We start from the raw sequence: 22,741 nt of genomic DNA, 5'->3' as shown, positions 1-22,741 counted from the left end.
TCACTTCAGTCGGCGATACCGGGATTTTATCACGACATGAACGGCAAGGCCGAGCGACCAGACACTACAGTGCTAAAGCAAAAGCTTGGAAGGCTGGCCATCCATGAATGCCCAAGACAAGTGCAGGTCGCCACGGAACACTTGATCCAGAAAGCCCGGAACTGCATGGTTGGCAAAACAGACAATCACGATCAAGACGGGATAAAAACAATGACGCCTGAAAACCCTAGCATCGCCCTCATTGGCCCCGGAGCGATCGGCACCACCATTGCGGCGGCGCTGCATGAGGTTGGACGCACGCCGACGATCTGTGGCCGATCAGCACTCAAGCAGCTGGAACTGCGCCACGATGGCGGGCGCATCCTGGTACCCGGCCCGGTGCTTACCGCCCCAGCCGCGATCGAAACCGCATTCGACCTGGTGTTCGTTGCAGTCAAGGCGACTCAAATCGATGCCATCGCCCCTTGGCTTTCGGCGTTGTGCAGCGAGAAAACCCTGGTTTGCGCACTGCAGAATGGCGTTGAGCAAAAAACACTTATCGAGCCATATTTGCCCGGCAATCAGGTCCTGCCTTCAGTGGTGTGGTTCCCTGCGCAACGCGAGCCGGACTCATCGGTGTGGCTGCGCGCCAAAGCTCGTCTCACCTTGCCGGACACTCCGGCGACCGCGCTTGTTACCAAGGCGCTGGCAGGCACATTGTGCTCAGTCGACGTAACGCCTGACTTCACCTCTGTCGCATGGCGCAAACTGCTACAGAATGCCGCCGCTGGCTTGATGGTTCTGACAGGTCGCCGTGCAGGCATGTTCGCCAGAACGGATATCAGCGAACTGGCTCTGGCCTATCTTCGCGAATGCCTTGTGGTGGCCCGTGCCGAAGGTGCGGTGCTGAGCGACCAAGTACCGCAGGATATTATCGACGTATTTCGCCGCTACCCGGCCGACCAAGGCACCTCGATCCTTGCCGACCGATCAGCTGGCCAGCCACTGGAATGGGACTGTCGCAACGGGGTTATCCAGCGCCGCGCTCAGGCTCGTGGCATCCCGACACCGATCAGCGACCTGATCGTACCTCTGCTTGCCGCCGCCAGCGATGGACCGGGTTGAGACCCTGATTTACAAGCCAGCCTGAAAACCCAAAACCCAAAAAGCCCGCAATTACGCGAGCTTTTGGTTACTCCATCGGCCTAGACCGACTGCGGGATCATTCCCACTCAATGGTCGCTGGCGGCTTGCTCGATACGTCGTAGGTGACGCGTGAGATGCCTTCGATCTCATTGATGATGCGGTTGCTGACTTTTTCCAGCAGCTCATAAGGCAGGTGTGCCCAGCGCGCGGTCATGAAGTCGATGGTTTCAACGGCGCGCAGAGCCACAACCCATGCGTAGCGACGGCCATCGCCGACCACGCCAACCGACTTGACCGGCTGGAATACCACGAATGCCTGGCTGGTCTTGTGGTACCAGTCGAAGTTACGCAGCTCTTCAATGAAGATATGATCCGCACGACGCAGCAGGTCGGCGTATTCCTTTTTCACTTCACCGAGGATACGCACGCCAAGGCCCGGACCCGGGAATGGGTGGCGGTATACCATGTCGAACGGCAAGCCCAATTCAAGACCGATCTTGCGCACTTCGTCCTTGAACAGTTCGCGCAGTGGCTCGACCAGCTTGAGGTTCATTTCCTCAGGCAGGCCACCAACGTTGTGGTGCGACTTGATCACATGTGCCTTGCCAGTCTTGGCACCGGCAGACTCGATCACGTCCGGGTAGATGGTGCCTTGGGCGAGGAACTGGATGTTCTCCAGCTTCGAGGCTTGGGCATCGAATACGTCGATAAAGGTACGACCGATGATTTTGCGCTTCTTCTCCGGATCTGCTTCGCCAGCCAGGTTGTCGAGGAACTGCGCTTCAGCATTGGCGCGAATCACCTTGACGCCCATGTTTTCAGCAAACATGGCCATTACCTGCTCGCCTTCGTGCAAGCGCAGCAAGCCGTTATCAACGAAGACACAGGTCAGCTGATCGCCAATTGCCTTGTGCAGCAAGGCTGCGACCACAGATGAGTCAACGCCGCCAGACAGACCGAGCAGTACATTGGCATCGCCCACTTGCTGGCGCACCTGGGCAATGGCGTCTTCAACGATATTCGACGGCGTCCACAGGGCTTCACAACCGGCGATATCGAGCACGAAGCGCGAGAGAATGCGGCCGCCCTGCTTGGTGTGAGTCACTTCCGGATGGAACTGCACGCCGTAGTAGCCACGCGCATCGTCGAACATGCCGGCAATCGGACAGCTCGGCGTGCTTGCCAGGACACTGAAGCCTTCTGGCATGGCGGTCACTTTGTCGCCGTGGCTCATCCACACATCGAGGCCGAATACACCGTCGTCATCGACATGATCTTCGATACCGTCGAGCAAGCGCCCCTTGCCGACTACATCAACGCGCGCATAACCAAACTCACGGATGTCGGAACCGAGCACCTTGCCGCCCATCTGCTCTGCCATGGTTTGCATGCCGTAGCAAATACCCAGAACCGGCACACCCAGGTCAAATACAGCTTGCGGGGCACGCGGGCTGTTAAGCTCGTGAACCGACTCAGGACCACCTGCGAGAATGATGCCGCGCGGGGCGAATGCGCGAATGTCGTCATCGCTCATGTCAAACGGATGCAGCTCGCAATAAACCCCGATTTCACGCACGCGACGGGCGATCAACTGGGTGTACTGGGAACCGAAATCCAGGATAAGGATGCGATGGGCGTGAATATCAGGGTGAGCCATAACCGTCTCTCGTAGCGGAATCCACAAATGACAAGGGCTGAGTAAACAGCCCCGTACTTTTCAATCTCTATAAAAATCATTTTGCCGCACCGCGAGCGCAGTAGCGTCAAAAGGATTTCAGGGGCCTCTGAAAAACGTAGCGAGCGACGGGAGTACAAGGCAAAAAACTGCGAAAAAGTGACCGAGGTCGCGCTCGACTTTACGTGTTGTAAATGAGCATTTTGAGCAGTTTTTTAACGCAGTAATACCGAGCGTAGTAGTTTTCCAGAGGTTCCTTAGCCGACGCGGTAGTTCGGCGCTTCCTTGGTAATCTGCACGTCATGCACGTGCGACTCAGCCATACCCGCGCCGGTGATGCGAACAAACTCGGGCTTGGTGCGCATGTCTTCGACTGTTGCACAACCGGTGTAGCCCATGGATGCACGCAGGCCACCCATCAACTGGTGAACGATTGCCGCCATCGCGCCTTTGTATGGCACGCGACCTTCAATACCTTCCGGCACCAACTTCTCAGCACCAGCCGAGGAGTCCTGGAAATAGCGGTCGGACGAGCCTTGCGCCTGCGACATAGCGCCCAGCGAGCCCATGCCACGGTATGCCTTGTAGGAGCGGCCCTGGAACAGCTCGACTTCGCCCGGCGCTTCTTCAGTACCGGCCAGCATCGACCCGATCATCACGCAGGATGCGCCAGCCACTATGGCTTTGGACAAGTCACCCGAGAAGCGGATGCCACCGTCAGCTATCAGCGGCACGCCAGTGCCCTCGAGGGCTGCAGCAACATTGGCCACCGCTGAGATTTGCGGTACGCCCACACCAGCAACAATACGCGTGGTGCAGATCGAGCCTGGGCCGATACCGACTTTAACGGCATCCGCACCTGCTTCGACCAGCGCCTTGGCAGCAGCGCCAGTGGCGATGTTGCCACCAATGACCTGGATCTCGGGGAAGTTCTGCTTGACCCAGCGCACACGATCAATCACACCTTTGGAGTGGCCGTGGGCGGTGTCGACGATAATCACATCAACCCCGGCAGCCGCCAGAGCTGTCACGCGGTCGCCCGTTTCCGGGCCGGTGCCGACTGCCGCGCCAACACGCAGGCGAGCCTGGTCGTCTTTGCTGGCCAGCGGGTATGCCTTGGCTTTCTCGATGTCCTTAACCGTCATCATGCCCTTCAGCTGGAAGGCATCGTTGACGATCAGGACTTTTTCGATACGGTGCTTGTGCAGCAAATCGCGCACGACTTCTTTATCGGCGCCTTCTTTGACCGTGACCAAACGCTCTTTTGGCGTCATCACTTCATGGACCTTGGCGTCCATGCGGGTTTCGAAGCGCACGTCACGTGAAGTGACGATGCCGACCAGATCACCGTTGGACAGTACTGGCACACCGGAGATGTTGTTCTGGCGCGTCAGCTCGAACAGGTCACGCACCGTGGCGTCAGCCTCGATGGTGATGGGGTCCTTGACCACACCTGCCTCGAACTTCTTGACCTTGCGCACTTCGGCAGCTTGCTGCTCGATGGTCATGTTCTTGTGGATGATGCCGATGCCGCCTTCTTGCGCCATGGCAATCGCCAGACGCGCCTCAGTAACAGTGTCCATCGCAGCTGAAAGCAAAGGAATATTCAGCTCGATTCCACGAGTCAGGCGAGTCTTGAGGCTGACGTCCTTCGGCAGAACATCGGAATAACCGGGAATAAGTAAAACGTCGTCGAAGGTAAGGGCTTCTTGACTAATACGCAGCATGGCGGGGGCTCCCAGACGGGAAAATAGGAAGCGCGCCATTATACCCAGCAGTAGCCGTGCACTCAATGCAAACAAGCAAAGGAATTTAAATGCAACGCAAAGGTTGGAGTTCAGGCCTAAGCACACACATAATAATGATTATCAAAAGCACTGAAGAATTATATACAAATGCAATTTTGTCGCATAATCGCCAGCACCGCCTTCGCCACCCTTGCCTTCAGCCCGCTGTCAGCAAAAGCCAACGAAGCCTTCGAATTACCCGGACAACAAGTCACAGGTCAGCGACTCAACACTGAATACAGCAGCGACACTGCCAGCACCGCCAGTAAAAGCGCGGTGCCGATCATGCAAGAAGCACAAGCGGTACAAGTCGTGACAGAACAGGTGATCGAGGACTTCCAGGTCAATAGCCTGGATGATGCAATGAACTTCGTCAGTGGCATTACGCAGAGCAATACCTTGGCAGGCAGCCAGGATGGCTTTGTCAAACGTGGTTTCGGTACTAATGCCGATGGCTCGATCTTGCGTGACGGCATCCGCTCCAGCTTATCGCGCAACTTCAGTGCAACCACCGAGCGCGTCGAAGTCCTCAAAGGCCCCGCCTCTCTTCTGTATGGCGCACTGGAACCGGGTGGATTGATCAATGTGATCAGCAAGAAACCCGAATACCTGTGGCATAGCCGGATCAGTGGAGAAACCTCCAGCTTCGGCGGCGGCAGCGCAATGCTCGATGTCACCGGTCCTTTAGCCGATAGCGGCTTGGCATTCCGCTTTATTGCCGAGCGCCAGCATGAGGATTACTGGCGTAACTCGGGCGAGGATGAACATACGCTTATCGCGCCGTCTGTGAGCTGGACCGGCAATGACCTGACGCTGAGCCTGGCCTATGAGCGCAAGGAATATTCCACGCCACTGGATCGCGGCACCGTGATAGTCAATGGCAAACCCGCGCACGTGGACTACAACAAGCGCTTTAGTGAATCCTGGTCAAAGGCTGAAGGTACTGATGAGTTGGTCACCGCCAAGGCTGAATATCAGATCAACCCTAACTGGCTGACCCGCCTGACCTACGGCTGGAACCAGGAGGACTATGACTACGCCGAAGCCCGTCCGGCCTCGCTGGATGAAAGCACTGGCGACCTCACTCGCCGTGCTGACGGCAGTGAATTCAAGAACCAGACGCACTACCTGGCATGGGACTGGATTGGTCATTCACAGTTGTTCGATCAACGGCATGATGTGCTGATCGGGGCTGACACCGAACGGGTTGATAACTTTCGTGGCGACACCTATCGCGGGCGCAACAGCACTGGTTTCAATATCTATAACCCGCAATACGGCAACCTCGGCGAACCGTCGCTGATCAGCCAAGCGCAAAGTGATCGCAGTGATGAGCTGCACTCGCAGTCGGTTTACTTCAAGGATAACTGGCACCTGAATGATCAATGGATTGTGGTGCTGGGCGGTCGCTATCAGCGCTTCGAGCAGTATGTGGATCAAGGTCGTGGCGATGAATACGTGAAAACCACTGATCGTACTGACAATACCTTCCTGCCTTTCGCCGGATTGGTTTACCAGCTTAACCAGCAGGTGTCGCTGTACGGCAACTACAGCCGCTCGTTCGTGCCCAACTCATCCGACGCAGATACCGGTGAATCCTTTGACCCGGAAGAAGGTCGCAGTTACGAGCTGGGCGTAAAGCTCGACCTGCAGCCAGGCATTAGCGCCAGTGTAGCGCTGTTTGATATTGAGAAAGAAAACGTCGTGGTCAGCAATAACGGCAGCTCTGAAGCCGCCGGAAAAGTTGGATCGCGTGGTGTCGAGCTGGACATCAACGGCCGCATCGCCGAACACTGGAACCTGCTTGGCACCTACGCCTATACCGATACAGAAATCAAGGATGACCCGCAGAACCAAGGCAACGAGCTGGTCAACGCCGCGAAAAACGTCGCCAGCTTGTATCTCTCCCATGATCTCGATATCAACCCTGAAACAGGCAACTGGCGTGTGGGAGGCGGCGCCCGTTATGTCGGTGAGCGCGCAGGCGACAATAGCAATTCATTCTGGCTCGACAGCTACACCGTGGCCGATGCCTTTATCGCCTGGGACAGCACATTGCTGGGCGACAAGACCCGCGTTCAACTCAATGTGCGCAACCTGTTCGATCAGCATTACTACCCATCGAGCGGTGGCAACCTGCGGGTCAACGTGGGTGAGCCGCGTGAAGTTCGACTCCAGGCCAGTGTCGACTTCTAGGCATGCAAAAAAGCCTGAGCTGGCAGCCCCCTGCCAGCTTATAAAACCCTTATGATTCAGCGCCGCAGATGATCAGCCCGCTGGAACCGTCGAATGTTGTCCGCTGTTAAACGCTACAAACTCAAATTATCAGGCGCCTTGCTTCGCTACTTTCCGCGAACCGCAGCCTACTTGCGCGCTGAAGACGGCAACCTGCTGCGCCACGGCACCGGTGCTGCAAAGCCTCGGAGCAAAAGCCCGGCTAACCCAAAAAAGAAAACGGCCAATAAAGCGCGCAAAGCTGCCAGCGCTGGCCCCAGGAAAATCACTGAAGGCATCTATGGCCCGGCGCCACTGCCGATTTCCGAGCAACAGATTCAAGCCATGCGCGACCAGGTCCGCAAGGCGGCCAGTGCGGGCGTGGTCAGCCTGCCCTCCGATGAGCAGTGGGCAATGATTCTCAACACTGCCCCGTTAACCCGTGTGTTTGCAGGCGCAGGCTCAGGCAAGTCGAGCACTCTGCTGCTGCGCCTGGTATTTATGTTGTGCCACTTGCAGATCAAGCCCGAGCAGCTGACGGTAATCTCCTTCACCAGCGCCTCATGCGAGCAACTGCGCAAGCAGCTGCTTGATCTGCTGAGCTTCTGGCAATACCCCTTCGACCAAAGCCAGGCACGCCAATGCGTGCGTACCTTCCACTCGGCCATGGGCACCCTGGCAACAGCGCTGCTGGGCAAGCCAAGCTGGTTCGAGCAGCTCAACGACAAGACCGCCAACCCCAACGAGCTGGATAACCCGCTCACCGCATCACGCCTGGGGGCCGCCCAGCAACGCCTGCTGAAACAAGCCTATCAAGCCTGCTACGACGCGGAACCCGAATTCCGCCAGCAAGTTCACCAACTTTTGAGCTTACCCGCTCCACCGACCCCGGCAGATAACGCCAAAACCAAACCGGCAGGCAAAGCGCCGCAGGATACCTACAAGCTAAAAGGCGAGTTCAGCCCTGCGCCCTTGTTTGAGGCTTTTTACGCCCAGATCAACTTTATCCAAAGCATCGGCATTCACATCGCTGGGCTTGACCCGGCAAAACTGCAATGCAGCGCTCAAGAGCGTTTATTCATGCAGGCACTGGTGGCTTTCAATCGCTACTTTGAAACGGCGCTTAAAGAACAAGACCTGCTCACCTTCAACCTGGCCTTTGAGCAATTGACGGAGCTGTTCAATGGCAACAAGGGTGCATCGGCCAGCGCTGCACTGGAACCGTTCCAGCATTTGTTGATTGATGAGTTCCAGGACATTTCACCGCAAATCGTGAAATGGCTACAGGCCGTGCAGCGTAGCCTGGCCAAGCAAAAACAAGCGGTCAGCCTGATGGCCATTGGTGATGACTGGCAATCAATCTATGCCTGGCGCGGCAGCTCCCCGGAACTGTTCATGAATTTCGATAAGCACTTCCCCAGCAAGGGTAAATCGAAAAAAAGCAGCGTTTTGCTGATGACCACCAATTATCGCTCGATCGACCCCATCATTACGGCAGGCGAGCAGGTGCTCAAGGGCGTTGAGCTCAAGCAGAACAAAACCTGCCAGGCATCGCGGCCTACCCAGCCCGGCGAACACGGGGTCAAGGTTGTCAGCCGCTTTGATATCAATCGACGCTTGCCAGAGCTGCTTGAACAAATCAGCGAGCAATGCAGTTACGCAGCCGAGCAGAGCAAGCCAGAGAAAACCGCTGTGCTGTTATTGAGCAGGGCCAATCACACACTCAAAGCCATACAAGCCCAGCTCGACAAGAAACTGCCAGTCAAGGGCTACACCATCCACCGCGCCAAGGGCCTGCAAGCCCAGGTTGCAATCATCGTCGACGACTGCAAGGCGCCGGATAGCTATCCGCTGCGCAACGCGCTCTATGCCTATTCTGGCTATTTTGTGAACAGCTACGATCAGGCCATGCGTGACGAAAGCCTGCGCCTTGGCTACGTCGCCATAACCCGCGGTGTAAGCCGGGTATTTTGGTACACGCAAAAGGTACAAGGCGCTACCCAGTTACTGGCGGCTAGAGGTTGAGGCTCCCTTGATAAAGGTTGCAAGCAGCAGCGAGTAAAAGATGCGAAAAAGCGATCAAGGTCGCGCTCGAATTCAGTGGCCTAGTGTTGCTCACCCTTGGTGCAGGGCATCTGTTCAGGCAGTGCGATCCAGGCGTTCGGCCAGCTCGCAAAAGAACTCAACATACTGCTGATGACCACCGCCAAAAATCACATCCAGGCGCAACGGGTCGGCAGGATCACTAATGCCTTGCAGTGCTGGCCACGGCGCCAGGTCGGGCTCGGCGAGACGCCGTTGCAAGAACTCGACATCGACGCCAGGACGACGCACTTCGCCTGCGCTGCTGTCGATATAGACGACCTTGTTGTCACTTGCGAACGCCTCGCCCAGGGCCTGTACCAGGTGCAGAAAACCCCGGTCACTCCCCCCACGCGAGAATGCCTGCAAGCCTGGCTGGGCGATTGAACTGACGGTGTCACCAACGCCGACAATGCGCGGCATCAATTGCGGATCAAATTTATCCAGCGCCAGCGTGAGCAGCTCGGCCTGGGTGCCCGGCGCTTGGCGGGCATTGAAATCTTCGCCAAGTGGATAACTGGCGGTCTGGGCAAAATAGTAGTGATTGAGCAGCACCAGCAAGCCAACTTCCTTGACCGCACCGCTGAGCATGAACTGGAAATCAGTGGTACCCGCATGGTTATCGGCGCCCAGCTTGAGGCGCTCATGCCCCGCTGCATCACGCCCGGAGTTTGGCGCGTAATGGGTGAAGAAGCTGGCGCCCAGCCCCTGCTCGGCTGCCTGCCCATGCAGGCTTGTCATAAAGGCGGCGATATCTTGCTGTAACTGTCTATAGATATCCGGTTGCGCATTGAAGTGCTGGTAAAGCACATTGATATTCAGCGTTGGCGACACTCGATTATCCAGCACGGCCGAGGCCACCAACTCGCTAATCAGTCGATCATCAAGCCCATAGGGTGAACTCGCCAGCAGGCTGCGCAAAAACGATTCCGACCTGGCCGGTACTTGTTGCAAAAAACGCAGCTCGGCTTCACTGATCCCCGGATGGGAGACCCTGGCAAAGCGATCCTGAAACTGCACGCCACCGGCTGCCAGGCCTGGCAGGTACAACCCGCGCTCCCGTGCTTGAGCAGCATCGCCCACGCTCTTTTCGACAATACTATTCACGCCGCGCCGGCCAATGTGTTCGCCGTTGGTCAACACATAAAAGCGCCCGGCCAAGCGCGCGGCAGCTTCAATGTAGTCACGCTCTATCACCCGTGTAAGCGGGTCGCGGACCAGGCCCATGCAAACGCCGTCAAGATCCTGGACAATCAACAAGCGCTCGGTTGTGGCCAGCGAGTTGAGCAGTTCGGTGGAGTCGAGGGAATACCCTGTTTGATAATCAAGCATCGCCCTATCTTACGTGCTGGGGCTGGCAGCGCCAAACCGGCATCCCATCCGCAATGCCTGCTTGAGAGTTCCACCGCCGGGTCAGGCGTTGGCTTATCCAGTTATTTTTCATCGCCATCGGGCTTATAGGCTAACTTTATCTAGGCAGTTCCCAAGCAACCGCTGAACCGCAATCAAGGCGTTCTGAATACACTTGAATGCGCCAGGGAAGAAATCAGATGCTTATTGGCAATGCATAAACTGCGCTTTGGAGAATTCGATGTTCAAGTTTCTTAAAACAACTGCACTCGGCGGCGTCTTGTTTATTTTGCCGCTGATTTTAATTGGCGTGCTCATCGAAAAAGCAGTGCATTTGCTGCGAGGCCCGATTAGCAAGATGCTGCCGGTATTCGACCATCACAGCGTCGCAGGCATTACCGCGCTGACGATTACCGCACTGCTTGCATTGTTGCTGCTGTGTTTTCTGGCGGGCTTGCTGGCGAAGACCAGGGCGGCGAAACGGGTTCGCGACTCCATAGAAGACAAACTCCTCGACAACGTACCCGGTTACCGCCTGATCAAAGACACAATGGCGCGCATGGCCGGGGTTGAAGAAGAGGTCAATACCCAAGTCGGGCTCTATGTTGATGGCGATATTGTGCAGTTCTGCCTGATTGTCGGCAGCGCGCCTGACTGGACCTCGGTGTTCATCCCAGATGGCGGCTCTGCTGGCCTGACGGCAGGAGCGGTACAGATCGTGCCTTCGGCGCATGTCCACCCGACCGAGCTGAGCTGGTTTGAGGTACTCAAATGCCTCAAGCGCAATGGCCACGGCAGCATGGAACTGGCTCAGCCCTGGCTGCCAGGGTCGCAGCCAGATTAGCAAGGGGCCCAGCCGAGACAGCCCTCAGAGATCGACCCGCACCACGCGCACGGCATAGCCCAGGCGCTCGGCGAATTCATCGATAAATGCCTGCTTGAACACCGCATCGGCCCAGTTATTGAAGATAAACCCCAGGTTGGAAAAGCCGCAGGGCTGCAAGTAAAGAAACCCGTTGATATCGTCTTCATGGCGACATTCAGGGCAGATAAAGTTATCGGTGTATCCCGGCATCCAATTCTCAAGGCTGTCGAACAATGCCTCGCCGATCTCCTGCCTGCATTCGGGGCAACCGGCCTCTTCCTTGAAGCCCTTCTGCGGAGTAAAGATGCAGCGACGGGTGACGATCTCCAAACCATTGACCGGCTGCGCAAAGGGCAACAACTCCGGGTGCTCGACCACACGCCGCGCCCCCGGCGCAATGGCATAGGCCATCTTCTTGAACGTACGCCCACAGGTGGTCATTTGCGCTTCGATGATGTTTTGCTGCACCAGCCAACGCACAATCAAGCGCGCCCGCCCCTCGTGGCCCGGAAAGCTGGATATCTGCGGAACAACGATGGCTTGCTGGTCGTTCATTTAACCTGCTCTGCTGAAGTTTTCGATAAGTAAAAGCCGCGCAGTTTAATCGCGCCAGTTTCTGGATCAAGACAATCTACCGACAGCGGTTTAAAGCCTTTATCATGCGCCCATGATTAAAGATCCGTTCCAGCGCTTGGGCCTCGACCGCGAGGTGCTGAGCGTCAGCCAACTGAATAACCGTGCACGCCTGCTGCTGGAGGACGTGTTCAGCGGCATTTGGGTCGAAGGTGAAATTTCCAACCTGGCCAAGCCTGCCTCGGGTCATGTCTACTTTACCCTTAAAGACCGCCAGGCTCAGGTGCGCTGCGCCTTGTTTCGCCAGAGCGCGGCCCGGGTTCGCCAGGAGTTGCGCGACGGCCTGGCGGTAAAGGTGCGTGGCAAGGTCTCGCTGTTTGAAGGCCGTGGTGATTACCAGCTGATTCTCGATACCGTGGAGCCCGCCGGTGACGGTGCTTTGCGCGCGGCATTCGAAGCCCTCAAGGAAAAACTCGGCGCCGAGGGCTTGTTTGCAACTGAGCGCAAGGTCGCCCTGCCCAGCCACCCAAAGCGCATCGGTATCATCAGTTCGCCCACTGGCGCGGTCATTCGCGACATTATCAGCGTGTTTCGCCGCCGCGCCCCGCAGGTTGAACTGGTACTGATCCCGACCGCCGTGCAAGGACGCGAAGCCACGGGGCAGATTGTCCGCGCCTTGCAACTTGCCGATCAGCAGCAATACGATGCACTGATCCTGGCCCGCGGTGGCGGCTCGCTCGAAGACCTCTGGTGCTTTAACGAGGAAGTGGTAGCGCGAGCTATTGATGCCTGTATCACTCCTCTGGTCAGCGCGGTTGGCCACGAAACAGATGTTTCCATCAGTGATTTTGTCGCCGATGTCCGCGCCCCGACGCCCTCCGCTGCCGCCGAACTGCTCGCCCCGGACAGCTCGGAGCTGGTGCAACGCCTGAGTAATCTGCATCGACGCCTGGTGCTGCGCCTGCAAAGCCGTCTTGAGCGCGAACGATTGCGCCTTGAAAGCACCAGTCGGCGCCTGCGCCATCCGGGTGAACGGCTGCGCCAGCAAGCCCAGCAACTGGACGACCTGGACATGCGCATGCAACGTGCATTCGAGCAGCAATTCAACAGCCGCAAAGAACGCCTGGCCTATCTGGACAGGCGGTTGATCACCCAGCACCCCGGCCGCAATCTGCAACTGCTGCGACAGCGTCTCGACAGCTTTGCCCAGCGCTTGCCCAAGGCCATCAACGACGCTCTCAAGCAGCGCCGCTTGCAGCTACAAAGCCAGATGAAAACCCTCAACGCGGTAAGCCCGCTGGAAACCCTCGGCCGTGGCTACAGCATCTTGCTCGATGACAATGATCGAGTGGTGCGCAAGGCCGCAGACACCCAGCCCGGGCAACGCTTGAAAGCCAGGCTCGGCGAAGGCGAACTGGCTATTCGGGTCGAGGACAATCACATCACTCCGACGACCTTGTCGCTGCTGGATTGACGCCAATGCGGATTAACCAGCGGGCGCTGGCCTATTTGAATGAAGTCATTCACCACCGCTCGTTGCGGCGCGCTGCCCAGCATTTGAATATCGACCCTTCCGCGATAAGCCGGCAGATAGCCGCACTGGAGCAGGAACTTGATACGCGCCTGCTTGAACGCACGGCGCAGGGCGTCAGCCCGACCGAGGCGGGTGAGATGCTGGTTGCCCATTACCGCCAGCAGCAAGCCAACGACCGAGGCGTGCTGTCGCGCTTGTCCGATTTGCGCGGGCTGCGCCAGGGCCATGTACGTATCGCCGTGGGTGAAGGCTTTATTGCGGACCTGATATCACAGCCCCTGCAGAGTTTTATCCTCAGCCATCCGGGTATCGACCTGGAAGTAAACATGGCCGGTGCCAATGAAGCCATTGGCCTGGTCAAAGAGGATGCGGTGGACTTTGCCCTGGTTTATGCACCCGCCGAAGATGACTCGTTGCATGTCCATGTCGACACCCTGCAGCCGCTCGACCTGATCACCCCACCCGACCACCCGCTGGCGCAATCGACATCGCCTATCAGCATGGCGGCATTGCGCAATGAGTCCCTGGCCTTGATCCACAACAGCACCGGCATGGGCCAGTTGGCCGTGATCGTCGCTCAACTGGAGCACCTGCAACTGCGCCCCAAGTTGCGCACCAATTCAGTGGCGGTGCTGGTCAATTTCGTAAAGTCAGGCATTGGCGTGGCCTTTATGCCGGAGCTGACAGTCAGTGATGAGTTGCAATCAGGCAGTATTCGCCGCTGCACCCTGGCCAACCGTGCATTGCGCGATGCACGGGCACGGATTGTCAGCCACAAGGGCCGGGAACTGACGGTCGCCAGCCAGGCCTGCCTCGAGCATTTGCGCGACGGCATGCGTTTTTTCAACGATCACGCCCCCAGTATCCGCGATAGAAAATAGCGTTTGTCGGCTGCGCACCGAGTTTCACAATGTGGGGATAGCGTTGCATTTAATGCATCACTCAAAGACTTGAATAGTCAACACGACAACAGCTAGTTTCTCCCTCAGGAAACCTCAGGCTTCACACAACAACAACCTTTCCCATATTCCGAACTCGCTCTGCCACAAGGAAAATAATATGCATTCGATTCTGCGTCATAACCTTGCCCGTCGTTTCACCGCCGGATTGCTGTTCACCGCGATCTCGCTGGCAGGGGCCGTCGCGCAAGCAGCAACCGAAATCAACCTGAGCTACAACGGCGCCGCTGACAGCGAGAAAAACCCTGTCCACCTGTTCGCCACCAACCTCAAACGCCTGGCCGAAGAAAAAAGCGCCGGCGACCTGAGTATCAAGCTGTACCCAAACAGCATGCTCGGTGAAGAAGAGCAGCGCATGGAGCAAGTCATCAGCGGGCCAGGTTTGAACATCGCATCCTTTGCCGGTATTGCGCCGCTGTTTCCTGAAATCTATGTCAGCGCCATCCCGTTCATGTTCAAGGATGCCAGCGCCGCCCATAAGTTCTTCGATCAAGGCCAGTACTGGAACGCCTCCAAGGCCGAGTTCAAGGAGCGCACAGGCACTCAATTGCTGGCGGTTGTCGAGGAAGGCGGCTTTATCAACTTCACCAACAATAAAAAGCCAATCAAATCGCCTGACGACTTTGCTGGCTTGCGCTTTCGCGCAATGGACCCAAGCCAGGTGGCGCTTTATGAATCATTCGGTGCATCGGGTACGCCAATTCCCTGGACCGAACTGTACATGGGCCTGCGCACGGGCGTAGCCGATGGCCAGATGAACCCGGCCTCCTACATCATCATGGGCAGCCTGTATCAAGTGCAGAAGTACCTGACACTGGCCAACATCCAGTATTCCGACCAATTCCTGGTGGCCAACGGCGACATGCTCGATTCGCTGTCTGAAAAAGACCGTGCTGCACTGCTCGAAGCCAGTAAAGAAGCCACTCGCCTGAACCGTGAAGCCATTGCCAAGCAGGAAGACACCGACCTGGCATTCCTCAAGGCTCAGGGCATGGAAGTGATCCAGCCGGACGACAAGGACCTGGCGGCCTTCCAAAGCAAAGGCCAACCGGCGTACCTGTCCTGGCTCAAAGAGCAGAATATCGATGCCAAGTGGATCGATATGGCGCTTGAAGATACCGGCCTCAATCACGCCCAGTAAAACGGCTAACCAGCACCCCGCCCGACCGGGGTGCTGACGCCTATCCGGAGTCACGTCACCTATGCACTCGCTACTACAGCGCAGCAGCAGCGTCCTGCTGAACCTGGGCACCTTGCTGCTATTGCTCGATCTGTTGTTACTCAGCTACGGCGTGTTTGCACGCTACCTGATTGGCAGTTCACCCATCTGGATGGACGAATTGGCGCGCTACCTGATTATCGGCAGCGTCATGATGGTCATGGGTACGCTCTGGATTCGCGGCGGACATATGCGCATCAACCTGCTTGAGCAGCACCTGCCGCACAAATTGGCCAGGATAGTAAAACTTTATCAGTGGTTGATTGCCCTGTGCTTTTTCGCTTTTGCGACCTGGGCAAGCCTCCACTATGCCCTCAACGCCAGCCGTTTTCGCAGCATGGGCCTTGGCGTCAGCCGCATGTGGCCATTGCTCAGCCTACCTATCGGCTTTGGTTTGCTGACCCTGATGATTCTGATTCAAGGCCCACAGCAGAGACAGCCGCAAGCAGAACAAGGAATAGCACCATGATGGGCCTGGCCATGATCACAGCCTTTGCCGTTAACCTGGTGCTGGGCCTGCCGCTGTTCCTGTGCTTGCTGCTAACTGCATTGGTTGGTTTTCTGTTTGTTGACCCCAACCTGTTTTTCAATACCTTGCCGCAGCGCTTCTATGGCGGCATGGACATTTTCTCGCTGATGGCCATTCCATTGTTCATTCTGGCGGGTAACCTGATGAACAGCTCGGGCATGACGCCACGCCTGATGCGCCTGGCCAATGCGCTGGTCGGTCACTTCCGTGGCGGCCTCGGGCACGTCAACGTGGTCGCCGGGGTATTCTTTGCCGGGGTCAACGGTTCTGCCGCTGCCGATGCTTCCGCACTCAGCACCCTGCTGGTTCCAGCGATGGAAAAGGAAGGCTACTCGCGCAAATTTGCTGCGGGACTTACCGCTGGCAGCTCGCTGATCGGGCCTATTATTCCGCCCAGTATCTTCATGATTCTCTACTCGTCCCTGACCAATACCTCGGTTGGCGAGCTGTTTCTTGCAGGGGTGATTCCAGGCTTGGTGCTAGCCCTTGCGTTTATGGCCATCAACGCGATCTACGCTCGAAAAGCAGGCCTCGAAGCGCAGCACAAGGCCCCGTCATGGGCGGAAGTGCTGGCCGCTGTGGCGGGCGCATCAACGGCCCTAGTTGCCCCTGTCCTGATCGTCGCGGGGATTGTCCTGGGCCTGGTTACACCGACCGAATCTGGCGCAATCATTGTCCTGTATGTCGCCCTGATTGGGATTATCCAACGTGAGCTCTCGCTTAAGGGCTTCTGGACTTCGATCCAGGAAACAGTGCAATTGACGGCCAGTATCTACGTGATCATTGCCGCCGCATCGGTGGTCAACTGGCTGCTCAACTATGCCCAGGTTGCCAATGAGTTCGCGATGCTGCTCCAGCCATTCAACCACTCACCAACCCTGATGTTGCTGGTCATCAGCTCGATCATTTTCATTTGCGGGATGGTGATGGAGGAAGTGTCGGTACTGATGCTGCTCACGCCAATCATTGCTCCGGTTGCCCTGGCTGCCGGTGTCGACCCTGTCCACCTTGGCCTGATATTTACTCTCAATATCACCATTGCAATGATTACGCCGCCGATGGGCTCGTGCCTGTTCATTGTGGCGACCATCAGCAAATTGAGCATCACCGAGATGTTCAAAGGGATCTGGCCCTTCATCGCCGTGGCATTGGCCGTACTTTATATCCTGATCCTGTTCCCGTCTTTGACCCTGTGGTTACCGCACTTGCTGAGCTAACAAGATGAATGCAAATACAGCCATACCGCACAATCCTGAACCCGACTGGCACGCTGTAGCTGCGTTGCCCATTGTCGAGTGTAATCAGCCACTGCAAGCACTTGGCCTGAACCGGGCGCTGACAGTACACCCGGCTTATTACAAGCTCGGAGTCCCGAATGCAATTGCCGAATGCTACGTGCGCAGCGAAGTATTCGAGCGCTTGTTGCAAGTAACCAAGTGGCTCCCAGCAGGCATCCGTTTGGTGGTGCTGGATGCATGGCGACCATTCGGCGTGCAGCAATACCTGTACGACAGCTTGTGGGATGCGCTCAGGGACTATCACCCGCAAGCGGATACCGCCCAACTTGAACACCTGACGCGCCAGTTCGTGTCGCCACCAAGCACCAGCAGAACTGCGCCCAGCCCACATTTGACCGGTGGCGCGGTGGACGTATCGCTGTGTGACGAAGACGGTCGCTGGCTCGACATGGGCACCGGCTTCGATGAGGCCAGCCCGCTTTCGGCTAGCCACTACTTCGAGCAGATCGAACAGCCCGACGAGCAACAAATACGCATTCGTGACAATCGCCGAATACTCTATAACGCCATGCATGCTGCAGGTTTCAGCAATCTGCCCAGCGAGTGGTGGCACTACGACTACGGCGATCAGTTATGGGCCTGGCACAAGGGGCTGGATGCAGCCATATATGGACCGAGCCAGGTTCAGTCACTGGACAGCCTGTGGCGCCAACAGTTGGAAAAACAGATGCAGGCCGGCCAGGTCAGCTAAGCCCCCTTCAGGTGAAACGACACCTCGCGCATTGCCGCTCCGGACACTGGCCAAGACATAGCCCTTCACAGCGCACCGGCTTTAATGCAAGCATTGCAGCTTGTATTTCCCTGGATTGAGTCTTCTATGCCTGGCCTGCGTTATCTGTTGTCTTTGTGTGTACTGCTTGTGGCGCTGCCAGTCAGCGCCCAGGGTTTTATTACCCGCCTGCTTGACCAACCCGTGCCTGGCGGCGTGGCCGTGGTTGACCTGGGCAATGATGCCAGCGCCCCACGCGCGACTTATCACGGCAAGCCGGTGCTGGTGGTGAAGGAAGATCAACAACGCTGGATTGCGATTGTCGGCATCGCGCTGAGCACCAAGGCAGGCACTGACACGCTTCAGGTCAGCAGCGCGCAAGGTGATAAAACCCTGAGTTTCGAGGTCAAGCCCAAGCACTACAAAGAGCAGCACATCAGCATCAAGAACAAGCAGCAAGTCAATCCCAACGCCGCGAACCTCAAGCGCATCAACCGCGAACTGGCCGAGCAGAACGCAGCCTATGACCAGTTCAGCCCCCGCCAACCCAGCAACCTGTTGTTTGATCGCCCTGTCAGCGGTGCACTTTCAAGCCCTTTTGGCTTGCGTCGTTTCTTTAACGGCGAGGAGCGCAACCCACACTCCGGGCTGGACTTTGCCGCGCGCAGCGGTACGCCAATCAAGGCACCAGCAGCTGGCAAGGTGATACTTACGGGCAACCTATTCTTCAATGGCAATACGGTATTTATTGACCACGGCCAAGGCTTGATCAGCATGTTCTGCCACCTTTCACAGATTGGCGTAAAGGTCGGTGACGAAGTGCCGCGCGGCGGGGTTATTGGCAAGGTCGGTGCAACCGGACGAGCCACAGGACCACACCTGCACTGGAACGTCAGCCTCAATGCCAACCGGGTCGATCCAGCGATTTTTATTGGTGCATTCAAACCTTGAGTTACAGATAGGCCCTGCACATGCCACGGAGCTTTGCTAAGGTGCTCCGGCTTTTATCGAGGTAAGCAGGAGTCGTTATGCAACAAGAGCTGGCCAATGCCCTGGAATGGCTACAGCAACACCCGGATCTATACACCGCTATCGCGCTCGCTGCGCTGGTTGTCGCCGCCATGCTGTGCAACTGGCTGGTCAAGCGCGTGCTCGTGCGGGGCCTGCATCTGGTTGCGGGCAATACCCGCTTGTGGCGCGTGGCACACATCAGGGAAAGTGGCGTAATCAAGCGCCTGTCCAACATAGTCCCGGCACTGATCCTGTCCAACGGTATACGGGTTATCGAAGGCCTGCCCGAATCGCTGGTAACCATTGTCACCAATGTCTGCAGCGCCTTCATCGTATTGACCGTGGCACTGGCGATCAACGCGATACTCAACATAATCAACACCCTGTACCAGCGCCGCCCCGACGCCCACCAGCGGCCGATAAAGGGCTATATCCAGGTCATTCAAATCGTTATTTCACTGGTTGCGCTGATCCTGATAATCGCAGCGCTGATCGACCGCTCGCCGGTAATTCTGTTGTCTGGCCTGGGCGCCATGGCAGCCGTATTGATGTTGATTTTCCAGGACACCATCTTGTCGCTGGTCGCCAGCATCCAGATCTCATCCAACGACATCGTTCGAGTTGGCGACTGGATCGAAATGCCGCAACTCAATGCCGATGGCGATGTAATAGACATCGCCCTGCACATGGTCAAAGTGCAGAACTGGGATAAAACCATCACCAGTATTCCCACCCGGCGCTTTATCACCGACCCATTCAAGAACTGGCGAGGCATGCAGGAATGCGGCGGAAGACGGATCAAGCGCAGCCTCTTCCTCGATCAGTCGAGCATTCACTTCCTAAGCGCCGATGAATTGGCGCACCTGCAACAAATGAAACTGCTTAAACAGTACCTGAGCGATAAAAACACCGAAGTCAGCCAATGGAACAAGGCGCTCGCTGGAGACGCGGAGGTTCAGGCCAACACCCGCCGCCTGACCAATATCGGCACCTTGCGTGCCTACATTGAAAACTACCTCAAGCATCATCCGGATATCCATCAGCAGATGACGCAACTGGTCCGCCAGCTTGCGCCGACCGCCGAAGGCCTGCCAATCGAAATCTACTGCTTTACCACGACCATATCCTGGGGCCGTTACGAAGGCATTCAATCGGATATTTTCGACCATATGCTGGCAATACTGCCGGAGTTTGGCCTGCGTGTTTACCAGCACCCAAGCGGTGCTGACATGCGCGAACTGCGCCACCAATCCCTGTTCGGCCAACCCAGTTGAAGCGGCCCGCGGGCCTTGGGTCAGGCGTAAGGTTTGACCCAGGGCCACATCAAGCAATAGTTAAGCAATATTTCTTTCAAACCCGCAATTAAATATCGGAAAACCTCTAACCAAGACCAAAATCACCAATTTTACAAGCATGCTTGCCAGCTTTAACCTGGCGCAGTAGTGTAGACCCATGAATACTTCTCACACCCTGTTTCTGCAGCGGCAACATACCAATCTGTGTCTGGTCAGCCAGCGACTGCGTAGCTAAGACTGCTGCCCTCGCCCCTCGCTACCCATTGACCCAACCTGTGCCTATCAGGTCGCCGCTTCCAAGGATTTATCATGAGCATGCTTAAAGACCCATCACGCAAATACCGCGCCTTTACGCCAATCAATTTGCCTGACCGTACCTGGCCGTCAAAGACCATCACCGAAGTGCCCATCTGGTGCAGCTCTGACCTGCGCGATGGCAACCAGTCTCTGATTGAGCCCATGGACGCCGAAAAGAAGATGCGCTTCTTCAAGACCCTGGTTCAGGTAGGCGTGAAGCAGATTGAAGTTGGATTTCCTTCTGCTTCGCAGACGGACTTCGACTTTGTGCGCACCTTGATCACTGACGGACATATTCCAGACGACACCACTATCCAGGTGTTGACCCAGGCCCGTGAAGACTTGATCACCCGCACCTTTGAATCACTCAAGGGCGCTAAAAAAGCCATCGTTCACGTATACAACGCGACAGCACCATCGTTTCGTCGCATCGTGTTCAACCTCGACAAGGCTGGCGTGGTCAATATCGCGACCAGCGCCGCCAAGGTCATCAAGCGCCTGGCCGAACAGCAGTCTGAGACCCAGTGGACATTCCAGTACTCGCCAGAAATATTTTCTTCGACCGAGCTGGATTTCGCCGTTGAAGTCTGCGATGCGGTGCTCGATGTCTGGCAACCAACCCCGGACAACAAGGTCATTCTCAACTTGCCGACCACTGTTGAAGTGGCGACTCCAAACGTCTATGCCGACCAAATTGAGTGGTTTGGCCGCAATATCAGCCGTCGCGACAGCGTCTTGATCAGCCTGCACACCCATAACGACAGGGGCACGGGCGTTGCAGCCAGTGAGCTGGGCTTGATGGCTGGCGCCGATCGCGTCGAGGGCTGCCTGTTTGGCAACGGCGAGCGCACCGGCAACGTAGACTTGGTCAACCTGGCGTTGAACCTCTACACCCAGGGCATCAATCCAGGCCTGGATTTCTCCGACATTGACGCCGTGCGCAAAGTGGTCGAAGAATGCAACCAATTGCCGGTTCACCCACGTCACCCTTACGTCGGTGACCTTGTGCACACTGCATTCTCCGGCTCGCACCAGGATGCAATCCGCAAGGGCCTGGCCCAGCAGCAGGAAGACGCCATTTGGGAAGTCCCTTACCTGCCAATCGACCCGGCCGACATCGGTCGCAGCTATGAGGCCGTGATTCGCGTCAACAGCCAGTCCGGCAAAGGCGGCATCACCTTCCTGCTCGAACAGGAATACGGCGTGTGCTTGCCGCGACGCATGCAGATCGAATTCAGCCAGGTGGTGCAAAAAGAAACCGACCGCCTGGGCCTGGAAATGACTGCCGAGCAGATCTACAGCCTGTTCAAGACCGAGTTCCTGCAAGCCTCCAGCCCCTATGCACTCAAGGGCCATCGCCTGCAGGAAGAGAACGGCACCAGCGCGGTCGACGTTGAAGTCATCAGCAACAACGAAACCAAGCACTGGAGCGGAATCGGCAAAGGTCCGCTGGAAGCCTTGGTCGCCGCCCTGCCCTTCGATGTAGAGATCATGGACTACTCGGAGCACGCAATTGGCGCAGGAACCAATGCCAAGGCCGCCGCCTATATCGAACTGCGAATGGATGGCGGCCGTGCGCTGCATGGTGCGGGCATTGACGAGAACCTGACCACTGCCAGCTTCCGTGCCCTGTTTAGCGCTCTGAATCGTGCCTTGGTCCAGGCTCAGGAAGCGGCGTAACAGCTCGCCCGAGAAACCTTGCAACCAACAACCCCGCCAATTGGCGGGGTTGTTTGCTTCTGGATAAAGGCAAGCCCCTAGAACAAGCTCAACAACAACGTAAGCTCAATAATGGTTGTCAGTATGACCAGCAGTAATAACAACCAGATGCCCAGCACTCTCCAATTCGAATAACGCCCGTGGGCTTGCCATCCGGCTGAGCCGCTAAAGCAGAACCTGGCATAGACAAGCATCACCAAGACTTCGGGGACAATCAACAGCTGTGCACTAAAGGTTTCGGGATGCCAACTGGAAAGACTGAAAGTCGCAACAAACAGGCCAATGGCAAGGCTCCAGAGCCTCAATGATTGGTTGCCGCGGCCCAGCACCTTGAAATTATGCTGCATCACAAAAGCACCGGCCAAAGGCGAGCCCAGGAGCGTGGCCAGGCCAACCGCGGGTACCGAGTACAACCTGACACTCGCAACCTCGTCAGCCCCAGCGCAACATGGTGTTCGCTCCAGCGTGCCGGGTGACGGGGAAACAGGCATGTAAAACCT

General features: G+C 56.9%; 18 protein-coding genes. 13 read left to right on the top strand and 5 right to left on the bottom strand.

The annotated features are described in order from the left end of the window. The first annotated feature begins 210 nt into the window (after window positions 1–210). On the top strand, window positions 211–1,104 hold the full coding sequence (locus CHB79_RS01260) for an oxidoreductase (RefSeq protein ID WP_089358641.1): 894 nt from the start codon (window positions 211–213) through the stop codon (window positions 1,102–1,104). A 97-nt stretch (window positions 1,105–1,201) separates the two neighbouring features. Here CHB79_RS01260 and guaA read toward each other — a convergent pair whose 3' ends face one another. After that, window positions 1,202–2,782, bottom strand: a complete 1,581-nt coding sequence (gene guaA / locus CHB79_RS01255; RefSeq protein WP_010484643.1) for a glutamine-hydrolyzing GMP synthase — start codon at window positions 2,780–2,782, stop codon at window positions 1,202–1,204. A gap of 275 nt (window positions 2,783–3,057) precedes the next feature. Beyond that, window positions 3,058–4,527 (bottom strand): IMP dehydrogenase, encoded by a 1,470-nt coding sequence (guaB, locus tag CHB79_RS01250; RefSeq protein WP_010484641.1) that lies wholly within the window; start codon window positions 4,525–4,527, stop codon window positions 3,058–3,060. A 168-nt stretch (window positions 4,528–4,695) separates the two neighbouring features. On the opposite strand from guaB, the gene CHB79_RS01245 reads away from it, so the two are divergent. Both CHB79_RS01245 and CHB79_RS01240 read left to right on the top strand, forming a co-directional pair. Beyond that, window positions 4,696–6,783, top strand: a complete 2,088-nt coding sequence (locus CHB79_RS01245) for a TonB-dependent siderophore receptor (RefSeq protein WP_089358640.1) — start codon at window positions 4,696–4,698, stop codon at window positions 6,781–6,783. Between the two features lie 93 nt (window positions 6,784–6,876). Continuing rightward, window positions 6,877–8,826, top strand: coding sequence for a DEAD/DEAH box helicase (locus tag CHB79_RS01240; protein WP_089358639.1), 1,950 nt, complete (start codon window positions 6,877–6,879; stop codon window positions 8,824–8,826). A 114-nt stretch (window positions 8,827–8,940) separates the two neighbouring features. Here CHB79_RS01240 and stpA read toward each other — a convergent pair whose 3' ends face one another. Next, window positions 8,941–10,215, bottom strand: a complete 1,275-nt coding sequence (gene stpA / locus CHB79_RS01235; RefSeq protein WP_089358638.1) for a glucosylglycerol 3-phosphatase — start codon at window positions 10,213–10,215, stop codon at window positions 8,941–8,943. Window positions 10,216–10,474: 259 nt separating this feature from the next. Between stpA and CHB79_RS01230 the strand changes: the two genes are divergently transcribed. Next, on the top strand, window positions 10,475–11,077 hold the full coding sequence (locus tag CHB79_RS01230) for a hypothetical protein (protein WP_010484633.1): 603 nt from the start codon (window positions 10,475–10,477) through the stop codon (window positions 11,075–11,077). Between the two features lie 24 nt (window positions 11,078–11,101). Here the strand turns inward: CHB79_RS01230 and CHB79_RS01225 are convergent, their stop codons facing one another. Then, window positions 11,102–11,653 (bottom strand): sugar ABC transporter ATPase, encoded by a 552-nt coding sequence (locus CHB79_RS01225; RefSeq protein ID WP_089358637.1) that lies wholly within the window; start codon window positions 11,651–11,653, stop codon window positions 11,102–11,104. A gap of 112 nt (window positions 11,654–11,765) precedes the next feature. Between CHB79_RS01225 and xseA the strand changes: the two genes are divergently transcribed. From xseA to leuA, 9 genes are all read left to right on the top strand, one after another. Beyond that, window positions 11,766–13,145: an exodeoxyribonuclease VII large subunit gene (gene xseA, locus CHB79_RS01220; protein ID WP_089358636.1), complete on the top strand. Its 1,380-nt coding sequence runs from the start codon at window positions 11,766–11,768 to the stop codon at window positions 13,143–13,145. A 5-nt stretch (window positions 13,146–13,150) separates the two neighbouring features. Beyond that, entirely contained in the window at window positions 13,151–14,086 is a 936-nt protein-coding gene (locus CHB79_RS01215) for a LysR family transcriptional regulator (RefSeq protein WP_089358635.1), read from the top strand. A gap of 178 nt (window positions 14,087–14,264) precedes the next feature. Further along, window positions 14,265–15,305 carry a TRAP transporter substrate-binding protein gene (locus CHB79_RS01210; protein WP_089358634.1) on the top strand — a complete coding sequence of 347 codons (1,041 nt, stop codon included), beginning with the start codon at window positions 14,265–14,267 and terminating at the stop codon, window positions 15,303–15,305. A gap of 61 nt (window positions 15,306–15,366) precedes the next feature. Next, window positions 15,367–15,852: a TRAP transporter small permease gene (locus tag CHB79_RS01205; RefSeq protein ID WP_010484624.1), complete on the top strand. Its 486-nt coding sequence runs from the start codon at window positions 15,367–15,369 to the stop codon at window positions 15,850–15,852. Further along, on the top strand, window positions 15,849–17,129 hold the full coding sequence (locus CHB79_RS01200; RefSeq protein ID WP_089358633.1) for a TRAP transporter large permease: 1,281 nt from the start codon (window positions 15,849–15,851) through the stop codon (window positions 17,127–17,129). The genes CHB79_RS01205 and CHB79_RS01200 overlap by 4 nt, the downstream gene beginning before the upstream one ends. 4 nt (window positions 17,130–17,133) lie before the next feature. After that, the gene (locus tag CHB79_RS01195) at window positions 17,134–17,901 is read left to right on the top strand and encodes a M15 family metallopeptidase (RefSeq protein ID WP_010484620.1); all 768 of its coding nucleotides are present in this window, start codon (window positions 17,134–17,136) and stop codon (window positions 17,899–17,901) included. A 126-nt stretch (window positions 17,902–18,027) separates the two neighbouring features. Continuing rightward, entirely contained in the window at window positions 18,028–18,870 is an 843-nt protein-coding gene (locus CHB79_RS01190; RefSeq protein WP_089358632.1) for a M23 family metallopeptidase, read from the top strand. Between the two features lie 77 nt (window positions 18,871–18,947). Continuing rightward, a complete protein-coding gene (locus tag CHB79_RS01185) occupies window positions 18,948–20,204 on the top strand; it encodes a mechanosensitive ion channel family protein (protein WP_089358631.1) in 1,257 nt (418 codons plus the stop codon). Window positions 20,205–20,534: 330 nt separating this feature from the next. Continuing rightward, window positions 20,535–22,202, top strand: coding sequence for a 2-isopropylmalate synthase (gene leuA, locus CHB79_RS01180; RefSeq protein WP_089358630.1), 1,668 nt, complete (start codon window positions 20,535–20,537; stop codon window positions 22,200–22,202). 77 nt (window positions 22,203–22,279) lie between these two features. Here the strand turns inward: leuA and CHB79_RS01175 are convergent, their stop codons facing one another. Then, window positions 22,280–22,732 carry a hypothetical protein gene (locus CHB79_RS01175; RefSeq protein WP_141133411.1) on the bottom strand — a complete coding sequence of 151 codons (453 nt, stop codon included), beginning with the start codon at window positions 22,730–22,732 and terminating at the stop codon, window positions 22,280–22,282. Window positions 22,733–22,741: the final 9 nt, after the last annotated feature.

This window comes from Pseudomonas segetis, from assembly GCF_900188155.1.
Lineage (GTDB): Bacteria > Pseudomonadota > Gammaproteobacteria > Pseudomonadales > Pseudomonadaceae > Aquipseudomonas > Aquipseudomonas segetis.
The sequence above is the reverse complement of the archived record's forward strand: the minus strand, read 5'-3'. Positions and strand labels throughout refer to the sequence as shown.